The following is a 12774-nucleotide window of genomic DNA, read 5'->3' as shown; positions in this document are numbered from 1 at the left end:
CGGACGAGTGCGCTTCCTCAACGGCCTGGAGCCGAGCTTCGACCTGACCTACGACGACGTCTTCATGGTCCCGTCGCGGTCGTCCGTCACCTCCCGCCTCGACGTGGACCTGTCCACGACCGACGGCAGCGGCACGACCATCCCCCTGGTGGTCGCCAACATGACCGCCATCGCCGGGCGTCGCATGGCCGAGACGGTGGCGCGTCGAGGCGGGCTGGTCGTCATACCGCAGGACATCCCCGTCGACATCGTCGCCGAGGTGATCGCCGATGTGAAGTCGCGCCACCTGGTCTACGACACCCCCATCTCGGTCAAGCCGCACCACACCTGCGGCTATGCGCTCGGCCTGCTGCCCAAGCGCGCGCACGGCGCCGCGATCGTGCAGGTCGACGACCGGCCCGTCGGCATCGTCACCGAGGCGGATCTGGTCGGCGTCGACCGGTTCACCCAGCTGTCGGAGGTGATGAGCACCGAGCTGCTCACCATCCCCGAGGGCACTAGCCCGCGCGACGCGTTCGCGCTGCTGCACGACCGCCACCGCAAGCTCGCGCCCGTCGTGGACGCCGACGGCCACCTGGTGGGCCTGGTCACGCGGCAGGGGGCGCTGCGCGCCTCGCTCTACACCCCCGCCACCGACGCCCAGGGTCGTCTGCGCATCGCCGCCGCCGTCGGCATCAACGGCGACGTCGCCGCCAAGGCACGCGCCCTCGTCGACGCCGGCGCCGACCTGCTCGTGGTCGACACGGCCCACGGCCACCAGGACAAGATGATCGACGCGCTGCGCGCGGTGCGCTCCGCCGGCGTCGACGTGCCCGTGGTGGCCGGCAACGTCGTCTCCGCCGACGGCGTGCGCGACCTGGTCGAGGCGGGCGCCGACATCATCAAGGTCGGCGTCGGGCCCGGCGCCATGTGCACCACGCGCATGCAGACCGGCGTGGGGCGCCCGCAGCTCGGCGCCGTGCTGGAGTGCGCCGCCGCGGCCCGCGAGCTCGGCAAGCACGTCTGGGCCGACGGCGGGGTGCGCCACCCCCGCGACGTCGCGCTGGCGCTGGCCGCCGGGGCGTCCAACGTCATGATCGGGTCGTGGTTCGCGGGGACCTTGGAGTCGCCAGGAGACCTGCAGCGCGACAGCGACGGCCGTGCCTACAAGGAGTCCTTCGGGATGGCGTCCAAGCGCGCCGTGGCCAACCGCACGGCCGGCGAGTCCAGCTATGACCGGGCCCGCAAGGCGCTGTTCGAGGAGGGCATCTCGGCCGCGCGCATGTACGTCGACCCGGCCCGCCCCTCGGTCGAGGACCTGATCGACGAGATCATCTCGGGGGTGCGCTCCTCCTGCACGTATGCCGGCGCCCGCTCGATCGCGGAGTTCCACGACCGCGCGGTGGTCGGCATCCAGAGCTCGTCCGGCTACGCCGAGGGGCGGCCCCTGCACCAGTCCTGGTCCTGAGCCCGAGGCGGCGGGTGTGGATGGCGGGCGGTCCGGCATACGACCGTCAGTGCATCACCGGGGTGGGGCCACCGCCGGTGTCCCGCGGGTCGTGGGTGAGTCCGAGCTTGGCCTCCATCTCCTCCAGCGGCACGCCCTTGGTCTCCGGCATGACGCGCAGCACCCAGAAGAGCTGGCCGATCATGAAGACGAAGAAGATCGCGAAGGCCACCCCGCCGCCGAGCGCACCGATGATCGGCGGGAAGAAGGTCGACGTGAGCCACGCGAACACCCAGTGGGTGAGCGAGCCGAGGGACTGGCCGCGGCCGCGGATGCGGTTGGGGAAGATCTCGGAGATGAACACCCAGATGACGGCGCCCTGGCCGAAGGCGTGGGCGGCGATGAAGACCAGCAGCCCGATCAGCACGAGGATGCTGGAGGTGGAGTCGAAGGCCCCACCCTTGCCCTTCTCGTAGTAGAACATCAGGCCCGACAGGAAGCCGAGGCTGATCAGGTAGCCGATGGAGCCGATGGTCATCAGCCGCTTGCGCCCGATCTTGTCGATGACGGTGAGGGCGGTCATGGTGGCGACGAGGTTCATGAAGCCGACGGCCACCGACATCAGGAAGGCCGCGTCGGTGGAGGCGCCGGCCTTCTTCATCACCTCGGGGGCGTAGTAGAGGATCGCGTTGATGCCGGACATCTGGTTGAACATCGCGATGGTGAACGCGAGCAGGATGACCTTGCGGTGCTCCTTGACGAAGAACGGCACGGACGGCGCGTTGGCCGCGGACGCCAGCGAGGCGTCGATCTCCTGGATCTGCAGGTCGGCCTCCTCCCGCGTCTGGGTCAGCCGGCCGATGACCTCCCGGCCCTCCTCGTCGCGGCCGTTGGCCATGAGCCAGCGGGGAGTCTCGGGGACGGTCATCAGCATGGCGAGGAAGATCGCGGCGGGCACCGCCATCACGCCGAACATCCAGCGCCAGTCGGTGGCCTCGTCGTTGATGATGATCCGGATGAGGTAGTTGGACAGGTAGGCCAGCAGGATGCCGAGCACGATGTTGAACTGCACCAGCCCGACGAGGCGACCGCGGACCTTGGCCGGGGCGATCTCGGCGGTGTAGATCGGGGCGCACACCGAGGCCGCGCCGACGCCGATGCCGCCGAGGAAGCGGAAGATCGACAGGACCAGGATGTTGGGTGCGAAGGCCGTGCCGAGGGCGCCGAGGACGTAGAGGATGCCGATGACGAACAGGACCTTCTTGCGGCCGAACCGGTCCGCGGGCTGACCCGCCGTCAGCGCGCCGAGGATGGTGCCGAGCAGGGCGACCCCGACGGCCCAGCCCAGCGCGGAGTCCGACAACGAGAACTGGGCCTTGAGGGCCTCGGTGGTGCCGGAGATGACGGCGGTGTCGAATCCGAAGATCAGACCACCGAGCGACGCGACGAGGGCGCTGCGCAGGACGAGTGGCTTCATGGCGCACGATCCTGCCCCCGAGACCCGCGCATCGCGCCCCGAAAAATGGTGCAGGGGCGCGGTTTCGGCGATCGTGACCCGAGCGAGACCAACCGACCGGCGGCGTCGCGTCAGCCAGCCCCGTCAGCCCGCCCCGTCAGCCAGTCCCTGAGGCGCGCGCCCGCAGCGCCCACATCGCGACTGCCGAGGCCGCGGCGACGTTGAGCGAGTCCACTCCCCCGGCCATCGGGATGCGCACCACCGAGTCCGCCGACGCAACGGTGCGGGTGGACAGGCCGTCGCCCTCGGTGCCCATGACCACCGCGAGACGCTCCGGCGGCGCGGCGGCGAGCTCGTCGAGCGACACGGAGTCGTCGCTCAGCGCCATCGCGGCGACGTGGAAACCGTTGTCCCGCAGCAGCTCGACTCCGCCCGGCCAGGGGTCGATGCGGGTCCACGGGACCTGGAACACCGTGCCCATCGACACCCGGATCGACCGGCGGTAGAGGGGGTCCGCGCAGCGTGGGGTGACCAGCACCGCGTCGACCCCGAGCGCGGCCGCCGAGCGAAAGATGGCGCCGACGTTGGTGTGGTCGACGATGTCCTCGAGCACGACGACCCGGCGCGCCGCCTCCAGCACCGACCCCACCGCAGGCAGCTCGGGCCGCTGCATCGACGCCAGCGCCCCACGGTGCAGGTGGAAGCCCGTGAGGTCCTCGATGATGCGGTGGGTCCCGACATATACCGGTATGCCGGACGACTCGGCCCAGGAGACCAGGTCGGCGAGGTCCGTCAGCCAGCGCTCCGCCATCAGGAAGGACCGCGGCCGGTGCCCGGCCGCCAGCGCGCGGCGGATGACCTTGTCGCTCTCGGCGATGTAGAGCCCGCGCTCCGGCTCGGTGCGCCGCCGCAGCGCGACGTCGGTCAGGCCGACGTAGTCGAGCAGCGCGGGGTCGGCGGGGTCATCGATCCAGATGGGCACCGCGCAAGCCTAGTCACGGGAAGGCGACCAGCTTGACGATCGCCGCCACGCCCACCACCACGATGATGACGCGCAGCGCGGACGCCGAGATGCGCGTCCCGATCCGGGCACCGACCCAGCCGCCGCCGAGGGCGCCGAGGCCGATGAGCGCGGCCACGTCCCAACGCATCTGGTCGCGCGCCACCACGATGAAGACGAGCGCCGCCACGAAGTTCGTGAGGCTGGCGGTGATGTTCTTGATGGCGTTGATCTGCGGGAGGGGGTGCGGCAGGAGCAGGCCCAGCAGGGACACGAGGATGATCCCCTGCGCCGCCCCGAAGTAGCCGCCGTAGACGGCGGTGAGCCCCACGGAGGCGATGGCGAGGCGCATCCGGGTCGGGCTGATCGCCTCCTGGTGGTGGGTCGTGGTCCACCGGCTGATCCGCGGGCCCAGGACGACGAGGACCAGGGCCAGCGCGATCAGGACCGGCACGACCACGCGGAAGGCCTCCGCGGGCAGGACCAGCAGCAGGACGGCGCCCGCGACCGCGCCGACCAACGCGGCGGGCACGAATCGGCGCACCAGGTCGCCCATGCCCACCATGAGCGACCGGAAGCCCGGGATGCTCGTGACGGCCGCCGCGCACAGCCCGAGGCTGTTGGAGATGTTGGCCGAGACCGGCGGGATCCCGAGCAGCAGCAGCGTCGGGAACGTGATCAGCGTCCCCGACCCGACGACGGTGTTGATGGTCCCGGCGCCGAGACCGGCGAGGACGATGACCAGGGCTTCCCACAGCGACACCCGGCCACCATAGGTGGTGACCGGGTGTCCGTGCCCAGAGGGGCGGATGGTGGTCGGGACGTATGCCGTCCGCCCGCCCTCAGCGGGGTTCGCGGGTCAGCGCGGCTCTCTGTCAGCGGGGCTCGCGCCAGGCGGCGGGGGCGTGGGGCCGGCGGGCGGCTCCACGTGGGGCGGGTCGACGTGCGGCTCTGCGGCGGGCATGGCCTGGGTCGGCGCAGTCGGCATACCGGAGGGGCGTCGCTCCTGGGCGTGGTCCTCGGCCTCGCGCTCGGTGGCCTGGGCCTGGCTGCGGGCCTCACGGAGCGCCTCGGCGGGGTCCTGCAGCTGCACGTCGTCGAACGCCGCGCGGGACAGCTCGGAGTCCTCGGGGGTGTAGGGGTCGGACGGGTCGCTGCCCCAGCCGCCCTTGCCGTCGGTGCCGGTGTTGCCTCCGAGCGCGGAGCCGATGCCCTTGAGCGCCTCGGTGAGCTCGGACGGGATGACCCACAGCTTGTTGGCGTCGCCTCGGGCGAGCTGGGGGAGCACCTGGAGGTACTGGTAGGCGAGGAGCTTCTGGTCGGGCTTGCCGCGGTGGATCGCGTCGAAGACCTGGGTGATGGCGCGGGACTGACCCTGCGCCTCGAGGATGCGGGCCTGGGCGGAGCCCTCGGCGCGCAGGATCTGCGACTGCTTCTCGCCCTCGGCGGTGAGGATCTGGGACTGCTTGACGCCCTCGGCGGTCAGGATCGCGGCGCGACGGTCACGCTCGGCGCGCATCTGCTTCTCCATCGAGTCCTGCACGGAGTGCGGCGGGTCGATGGCCTTGAGCTCGACGCGGTTGACACGGATGCCCCACTTGCCGGTGGCCTCGTCGAGGACGCCGCGCAGCTGGGCGTTGATCTGGTCGCGCGAGGTCAACGTCTGCTCGAGGTCGAGGGATCCGATGACGTTGCGCAGGGTGGTGACGGTGAGCTGCTCGATGCCCTGGATGAAGTTGGCGATCTCGTAGACGGCCGACTTGGCGTCGATCACCGAGTAGTAGATGACCGTGTCGATGGAGACGACCAGGTTGTCGCTCGTGATCACGGGCTGGGGCGGGAAGGACACCACCTGCTCGCGCAGGTCGATGTTGGCGCGGACCTTGTCGAAGAACGGGACCAGCAGGTGCAGGCCCGCCGTCAGGGTCCGTGAGTAGCTGCCGAGCCGCTCGATGATGAGCGCCGTCTGCTGCGGCACGATCTTGATGGTCTTGGCGATCACGATGACCGCGAAGAGCACCAGGATGCCGAGGACGATCAGGGTCTCCATGGATCAGATGCCTTCCCGGCTGTCCGCGGCGTCGGCGACGACGGCGGTAGCCCCCTCGATGGACACCACCCGGACCTCCTGGCCCGGGGGTATGGCGGGTTGCCCCGCCTGGGTGCGCGCGGTCCACGTCTCCCCCGCGAGCTTGATCAGCCCGCTCGTGGTGGTCACCGTCTCGGTGACCAGGGCTGCGCGCCCGATGTTGGCGCCGGCGCCGATGCTGGTGTCCGGCGCGACGGTGAACCGCCGCTTGACCATGGGCCGCACCAGCAGGACGAGCAGCAGCGCCACGACCACGGCGACGACCACCTGCACCGCGAACCCGGCACCCAGGGCCGACGCGATCGCCCCCGCCAGGGAGCCTCCCGCGAGCATCAGCCAGAAGAAGTCGACGCTGGCCGCCTCGATCGCCCCCAGGATCAGGGCCAGTCCCACCCAGGCCAGCCAGCCGTTGTCAGCGAACCACTCCATGACGTCCCACTCTCCTCGTCTCCAGCACGTCGGGCACCTGGGGGGTGCGGCTGCGGCGCGGACACCTGTGTGACGTGTCCCGGGCCGTGCGGGTTCCCGCGCAGGCCTCAGCCCGCGTCGGGGCGGGCGCGGGCGGCATACCGCTCGCCGTGCTGCTCCAGGACCAGCGGCAGGCCGAAGGTCTCGGACAGGTTGTCCTCGGTGAGGGTGAGCTCGAGCGGTCCGGCGGCCACGACCATCCCGTCGCGCAGGAGCAGCACGTCGGTGAAGCCCGGCGGGATCTCCTCGACGTGGTGGGTCACCAGGACCAGGGCGGGCGACATGACGTCCTGGGCGAGCTCGCCGAGGCGACGCACGAGGTCCTCGCGACCACCGAGGTCCAGGCCGGCGGCGGGCTCGTCGAGCAGCATCAGCTCGGGGTCGGCCATCAGGGCCCGGGCGATCTGGACGCGCTTGCGCTCCCCCTCGCTCAGCGTCCCGAAGGTCCGCTCGGCGAGGTGCGCGACGCCGAGGGTGCCGAGCAGCTCGTCGGCCCGCTGCTCGTCGAGCTCGTCATAGCTCTCGCGCCATCGCCCGATCACGGCGTAGGACGCGGTCAGCACGACATCGCGCACCCGCTCCGACAGGGGGACGCGCTCGGCGGTGGCGGCGCTGGCGATCCCGATGCGAGGCCGCAGCTCGAACACGTCGACCGCCCCGAGGGTCTCGCCGAGGACGCTGGCGGTCCCGCTCGTCGGGTGCATCCGCGCGGCGGCCAGCTGCAGCAGCGTCGACTTGCCGGCTCCGTTGGGGCCCAGCACGACCCAGCGCTGACCCTCCTCGACCTCCCAGTCGATCCCCTCGACCAGCGTGGTGGCGCCACGGCGCACCGTGACATCGTCGAACTCGAGGACGTCGCTCATGCTCCGACCCTATGGCACCCCGCGCGCCTAGGATGGCCGGGATGTCCGAGCTGCCCCTGTCGTGTCGCCTGGCCCTGTGGGTGACCAGCGCGTATGCCGGCCGCCTGCCCCTGGAGCGGGCGCTGGTCGCGGCGGCGGCCGAGCTGGACCACGTCTCTGGGGTCGAGCGGGTGCAGGACTGGGGCTCGCTGGGCGAACGCGTCGTGGCGGTGGCGCTGCCCCGCGCCGGAGCCACCGTCTCGGTGCCGCGCGGCAACCCCGACCTCGTCGGGGCGGCGGCCGAGGCGGGCGAGTGCTGCTACTCCCCCGCGCTGGGCGTGGCGCTGGTCCCGGCCGTGGCGGAGTTCGGGCCCGCGGGCGACGTCGGGTGGGCGGCGCGGTTGACGGCATACGACGGCGACCCGGTGCCGAGCCACCGCCTGGAGATGCTGTCGCTACGCGAGGCGGAGCGGGTCCTGCGGGCCGAGATCGCCTCGGCCACCGAGGAGCTCACGTCGCTGGGCGCGGTCTGGGGCGCGGCCGCGCGCGACGCCGCCGACGCCGCGCTGGGCTCAGGGCGCTGGGGGCTGCCACCCGACCTGCCCGCCCGCGCGGTGTCCGTGATCACCCTGGCCGCGACGGTCGGGCGCATCGCCGACCTGGGGCTCGAGGCCGCCGACCCGTCGCTGGTGGCGGGCGAGGCGGGGCGCCGGTCGGCGACGCTGCAACGGCTGCAGCGGGCGGCGGACGAGGCGCTGGAGACGGCCACCAACGTGGCGGCGCTGGCGATCGCGGGCTACCTCCCCGCCGACCGCCTCCCCTGACCGCGCGACCGCCCCTTCCCCCTTTCACCCTCCCCCTCCGGAGATCGTGAGGGTCTTGCCCGACATTCTTGGACGAGACGCTCACGATCCTGCGGGATGCGGGATGCGGGATGCGGGATGCGAGGTGCGAGGTGCGGGATCAGGCGTCGAGGACGGTGCGATAGACCTCGAGGGTCTTGTCGCCGATCGCCGCCCACGAGAAGTGCTCGACGGCGCGCTGCCGTCCCGCTCGCCCCATGGCCCGCGCGCGCTCGACGTCCGACACGGCATCTGTCAGCGCCGCCGCCAGGTCGGCGACGAACCGCTCCTCGTCCAGCGGCGTGCCCGACCCGTCCTGCACCTGCTCGATCGGGACCAGCCACCCCGTCTCGCCGTGCACCACGACCTCCGGGATGCCGCCGGTCGCCGTGGCGACCACGGCCGCCTCGCAGGCCATCGCCTCGAGGTTGACGATCCCGAGCGGCTCGTAGATCGAGGGGCACGCGAACACCGTGCACGCCGACTCGAGCGCCACGATCTCGTGGCGGGGCAGGTGCTCGGCGATCCAGACGACGCCGTCGCGGCGGGACTTGAGGTCGTCGATCAGCGCCTTGACCTCGGCCTTGATCTCGGGAGTGTCGGGCGCGCCGGCGGCCAGCACGAGCTGCACGCCCTCGGGCAGCCGGGCGGCGGCCTTGATGAGATAGGGCAGCCCCTTCTGCCGGGTGATCCGCCCGACGAAGCACACGAACGGCCGGTCGGGGTCGATGCCGTACTTGTCGAGCACCTCCGGGTCGGGGCCGGGCCCCCAGTCCTCGGAGTCGATCCCGTTGTGCACCACGTGGACCCGCGCCGGGTCGAGCGCGGGGTAGCAGCGCAGGATGTCCTCGCGCATCCCCGCCGAGACAGCGATGATCCCGGCCGCGGCCTCGTAGGCCGACCGCTCCACGAACGACGAGAGCGCGTAGCCGCCGCCGAGCTGCTCGGCCTTCCAGGGCCGCAGCGGCTCGAGCGAGTGGGCCGAGATCACGTGCGGGATGCCGTTGAGCAGCGACGCCACGTGACCGCCGAAGTTGGCGTACCACGTGTGCGAGTGCACCAGGTCGGCGCCTCCCACGTCGGCCGCGATGCGCAGGTCGGTGCCCATCGTCACCAGCGCCGCGTTGGACCCCTCGAGCTCGGGCAGGTCGGCATACCCGGTCGTGCCCTCCTCGTCCCGGGGGCCGCCGAAGCAGCGGACCCGGACGTCGATGTCGCCGCGGGCCCGCAGGGCCCGGACGAGCTCGGTGACGTGCACACCCGCGCCGCCGTAGACCTGGGGCGGGTACTCCTTGCTCACGATGTCGACTCGCACGGGAGCAACCTATCCGGGGTCGGGCCCGCCCGCCCGCCCAGCCCCGACGAGACGGTCGGCGGCGGCGAATCCGGGCCCGCCACGATTCGCCGCTCACGGCGGATCCCCTCCCGTGGCAGGCGGATCGCCGCGACCTTAAGGTGAGGGCATGTACAACCGCCGCGGCCACAAGAAGGTCCTCGCCATCGTCCTCGCCGGCGGGGAGGGCAAACGACTCATGCCCCTCACCGCTGACCGCGCCAAGCCGGCCGTCCCGTTCGGCGGCAACTACCGTCTGATCGACTTCGCCCTGTCCAACGTCGTCAACAGCGGCTTCCTCAAGGTCGTCGTGCTAACGCAGTACAAGTCGCACAGCCTCGACCGGCACGTGTCGCGCACCTGGCGCATGTCGCAGATGCTCGGCAACTACGTCACCAACGTGCCGGCGCAGCAGCGCATCGGCAAGGAGTGGTACCGCGGGTCCGCCGACGCGATCTACCAGTCCATGAACCTCATCCGCGACGAGGACCCGGACATCGTCGTCGTCGTGGGTGCGGACCACGTCTACCGCATGGACTTCTCGCAGATGGTCGCCCAGCACGTCGACACCGGGGCCGCATGCACCGTCGCCGCGATCCGTCAGCCGCGGTCCATGGCCGACCAGTTCGGCGTGATCGACGTCGAGCCGAGCAACCCGGCCAAGATCCGCGAGTTCCTCGAGAAGCCCACCGACCCCGAGGGCCTGCCGGACTCCCCCGAGGAGATCCTCGCGTCCATGGGCAACTACGTCTTCACCAAGGACGCCCTGGTCGCGGCGCTCGAGAGCGACAATGCCCGCGACGACACCAAGCACGACATGGGCGGCGACATCGTGCCGGCCTTCGTCGACGCTGGCGACGCCTACGTCTACGACTTCAGGGACAACGTGGTGCCCGGCGAGACCGAGCGCGACCACGGCTACTGGCGCGACGTCGGCACCATGGACTCCTATTACGACGCGCACATGGAGCTCGTGTCCCTCAACCCGGTGTTCAACCTCTACAACATGGAGTGGCCGATCTTCACGCAGATGGAGTCGCTGCCGCCGGCCAAGTTCGTCACGGGCATGGCCTCGCGCGCCGCCAAGGTCACCAACTCCACCGTCTGCCCGGGCGTCGTCGTGTCCGGCGCCGAGGTCAGCACGTCGGTGCTGTCCCCGCGCGTCAAGCTCAACTCCTACTCCACCGTCGAGGGCTCCGTGCTCTTTGACGACGTGGTCGTCCACCGCAACGCGACCGTGCACAAGGCCGTCCTCGACAAGGGGGTCGACGTCCCCGAGGGCGCGATGGTCGGCGTCGACAAGGAGCACGACCGGGCCCGCGGCTACTACGTGACCGACTCCGGGATCACGGTGGTGGGCAAGGGAGTCCAGATCGTGCACTGACCGGCTCGATGACCACGACGTCGTATGCCGGACAGCCCACCGGCATACGACGTCGCCGTCTCTAGGCTGGGGCCCGTGCCCGACACCCCCGCCGCTCCCCTGGTCCGCCGCCCCGAGGTGCTCGAGCGCACCCGTGCCGCGCTGGCCGAGGGTCCACCCCTGCTGCTCACCGACGTCGACTCCACGCTCATCGAGGACGAGGTCATCGAGCTGCTCGCCGCGCACGCCGGCAAGGAGGACGAGGTGCGGGCGGTGACCGAGGCGGCCATGCGGGGCGAGCTCGACTTCGCGCAGAGCCTGCACGCGCGGGTCGCCGTGCTCGAGGGGCTGCCTGTGACGGTGATCGACGCGGTGCGGGCCGCGGTGAGGGTGACCCCCGGGGCGCAGGAGCTCGTCGACGCGGTCACCGCGGCGGGCGGCGTCGTGGGCGTGGTGTCGGGCGGGTTCGTGGAGGTGGTGGGCCCGCTCGCGCAGACCCTGCGGATCCACCACGCGGTCGCCAACGCCCTGGAGGTCACCGACGGTCGGCTCACCGGGCGCGTGTCCGGCGAGGTCGTGGACCGCGCCGTCAAGGCCCGCGTCCTGCGCGAGCTGGCCGAGCGGCACGGCATACCGCCGGAGCGCACGATCGCCGTGGGCGACGGCGCCAACGACCTCGACATGCTGCAGGCGGCCGGGCTCGGGGTGGCCTTCGCCGCCAAGCCCGCGCTGGCCGACCGCGCCGACGTGTGCCTGCCCGGCCCCCGGCTCGACGACCTGGTCGAGCTGCTGGGGCTCCCCCGCGCAGCCCGGTGAGGCGCGGCGGGGCGGTCGCGTGCGGGGGCGGGACGGGCGGTGGCGGGCGGGGGCAGGACGGGCGGGTGCGGGCGTGGACGGGTTCGTCTCGCTCTGCGGCGCGGCGACCCGGGGGCCCGCGGGCAGCGGCCTAGGGTAACGGGCAGCGCACCGCGGTCCGTGCGCTGCCATGACACCGGGAGTTGATCCGCACATGTCCGCCCAGCCGGAGCCGACCATCCATCGTTCGCTGCTCATCATCGGCGGCGCCGAGGACAAGATGGGTCGGGCGACGGTGCTGCGACGCTTCGTGCGGCTGGCCGGCGGCGAGCGGGCCCGCATGGTGGTCATCCCGTCCGCGTCGGCGTTCGCGGACGAGGCGGCGGAGGTCTATGCCGATGTCTTCGCCCGGCTCGGGGCGGACCGGACGGTCACGGTCGACATCCAGAGCCGCGCCGAGGCCGACCGCACCGACGCGGGGTGCGGCGCCGCTGCCATCGACGAGGCCACCGGTGTCTTCATGACCGGGGGCAACCAGCTCAAGCTCGCCCAGCTCATCGGCGGCACCGAGGTCGGGCGCGCCATCCACCGGGCCTACGAGCGCGGCGCCGTCATCGCCGGCACCTCGGCGGGGGCCTCGATCATGAGCCGGTTCATGATCTCGATGGGCGACGAGGGCATCACCCCGCGCCAGCGGTCCAGCCAGCTGACGGCGGGTCTGGACCTGCTCCCGGACGTGATCGTCGACCAGCACTTCGCGCAGCGCACGCGCTACGGACGGCTGCTGTCCCTCGTGGCCGGCTCCCCCGCCCTGCTCGGTATGGGCGTCGACGAGGACACGGCCGCCGAGATCACCGACGGGCGTGTGCTCACGGTCATCGGCGACGGCGGCGTGTTCATCGCGGACGCCCGCCGCGCGGTGACCGACGCCTACGAGGCGGCCGAGGACGCGCCGCTGCTCGTGAGCGGGGCGGTCGTCCACACGCTGCCCGCCGGGTCGACCTTCGACCTGCAGACCGCCACGCTCATGAGCTTCTCCGAGATGCACCCCGACGTCGACATGCGCCGCTCCGAGCGCGAGCACCCGGACGGGTCCGCGCCCGTCGTCTGAGCGAGCCGGTGACCCCCGGTGGCGGCGGTCCCGGCATACGGCATCGGTC

General features: G+C 72.0%; 12 protein-coding genes. 5 read left to right on the top strand and 7 right to left on the bottom strand.

Going from position 1 to position 12774, the window contains the following annotated elements; genetic code table 11:
• Window positions 1–7: 7 nt before the first annotated feature.
• Complete coding sequence (locus GGG17_RS13685; RefSeq protein ID WP_288798410.1) at window positions 8–1447, top strand: GuaB1 family IMP dehydrogenase-related protein; 1440 nt, start codon at window positions 8–10, stop codon at window positions 1445–1447.
• A gap of 46 nt (window positions 1448–1493) precedes the next feature.
• Here GGG17_RS13685 and GGG17_RS13680 read toward each other — a convergent pair whose 3' ends face one another.
• The 6 genes from GGG17_RS13680 to GGG17_RS13655 all read right to left on the bottom strand — a co-directional run bounded on the left by GGG17_RS13680 (window position 1494) and on the right by GGG17_RS13655 (window position 7302).
• The gene (locus tag GGG17_RS13680) at window positions 1494–2903 is read right to left on the bottom strand and encodes a sugar porter family MFS transporter (RefSeq protein ID WP_154594210.1); all 1410 of its coding nucleotides are present in this window, start codon (window positions 2901–2903) and stop codon (window positions 1494–1496) included.
• A 136-nt stretch (window positions 2904–3039) separates the two neighbouring features.
• Window positions 3040–3864, bottom strand: a complete 825-nt coding sequence (locus GGG17_RS13675; RefSeq protein WP_311966697.1) for a TrmH family RNA methyltransferase — start codon at window positions 3862–3864, stop codon at window positions 3040–3042.
• Window positions 3865–3877: 13 nt separating this feature from the next.
• Window positions 3878–4645 (bottom strand): sulfite exporter TauE/SafE family protein, encoded by a 768-nt coding sequence (locus GGG17_RS13670; RefSeq protein WP_311966696.1) that lies wholly within the window; start codon window positions 4643–4645, stop codon window positions 3878–3880.
• 96 nt (window positions 4646–4741) lie between these two features.
• Window positions 4742–5932, bottom strand: a complete 1191-nt coding sequence (locus GGG17_RS13665; protein ID WP_154594209.1) for an SPFH domain-containing protein — start codon at window positions 5930–5932, stop codon at window positions 4742–4744.
• A 3-nt stretch (window positions 5933–5935) separates the two neighbouring features.
• The gene (locus GGG17_RS13660) at window positions 5936–6400 is read right to left on the bottom strand and encodes an NfeD family protein (RefSeq protein WP_154594208.1); all 465 of its coding nucleotides are present in this window, start codon (window positions 6398–6400) and stop codon (window positions 5936–5938) included.
• Between the two features lie 107 nt (window positions 6401–6507).
• Window positions 6508–7302 carry an ABC transporter ATP-binding protein gene (locus GGG17_RS13655; RefSeq protein WP_154594207.1) on the bottom strand — a complete coding sequence of 265 codons (795 nt, stop codon included), beginning with the start codon at window positions 7300–7302 and terminating at the stop codon, window positions 6508–6510.
• Between the two features lie 41 nt (window positions 7303–7343).
• Between GGG17_RS13655 and GGG17_RS13650 the strand changes: the two genes are divergently transcribed.
• A complete protein-coding gene (locus GGG17_RS13650) occupies window positions 7344–8105 on the top strand; it encodes an Rv1486c family protein (RefSeq protein WP_154594206.1) in 762 nt (253 codons plus the stop codon).
• Window positions 8106–8244: 139 nt separating this feature from the next.
• On the opposite strand, the gene glgA is transcribed toward GGG17_RS13650, so the two are convergent.
• Window positions 8245–9438, bottom strand: coding sequence for a glycogen synthase (glgA, locus tag GGG17_RS13645; RefSeq protein ID WP_311966695.1), 1194 nt, complete (start codon window positions 9436–9438; stop codon window positions 8245–8247).
• 148 nt (window positions 9439–9586) lie between these two features.
• Here glgA and glgC point away from each other — a divergent pair, with 148 nt between their 5' ends.
• The 3 genes from glgC to GGG17_RS13630 all read left to right on the top strand — a co-directional run bounded on the left by glgC (window position 9587) and on the right by GGG17_RS13630 (window position 12725).
• Complete coding sequence (glgC, locus tag GGG17_RS13640; protein ID WP_154594205.1) at window positions 9587–10840, top strand: glucose-1-phosphate adenylyltransferase; 1254 nt, start codon at window positions 9587–9589, stop codon at window positions 10838–10840.
• 75 nt (window positions 10841–10915) lie between these two features.
• A complete protein-coding gene (gene serB / locus GGG17_RS13635) occupies window positions 10916–11635 on the top strand; it encodes a phosphoserine phosphatase SerB (RefSeq protein ID WP_288800110.1) in 720 nt (239 codons plus the stop codon).
• Window positions 11636–11828: 193 nt separating this feature from the next.
• Complete coding sequence (locus tag GGG17_RS13630; RefSeq protein ID WP_154594203.1) at window positions 11829–12725, top strand: cyanophycinase; 897 nt, start codon at window positions 11829–11831, stop codon at window positions 12723–12725.
• The last annotated feature ends 49 nt before the right edge of the window (window positions 12726–12774 follow it).

Origin of the sequence: Arsenicicoccus cauae (assembly GCF_009707125.1) — a bacterium.
GTDB lineage: Bacteria > Actinomycetota > Actinomycetes > Actinomycetales > Dermatophilaceae > Arsenicicoccus > Arsenicicoccus cauae.
Note: the sequence above shows the minus strand (reverse complement) of the source record. Positions and strands in the feature narration are given on the sequence as shown.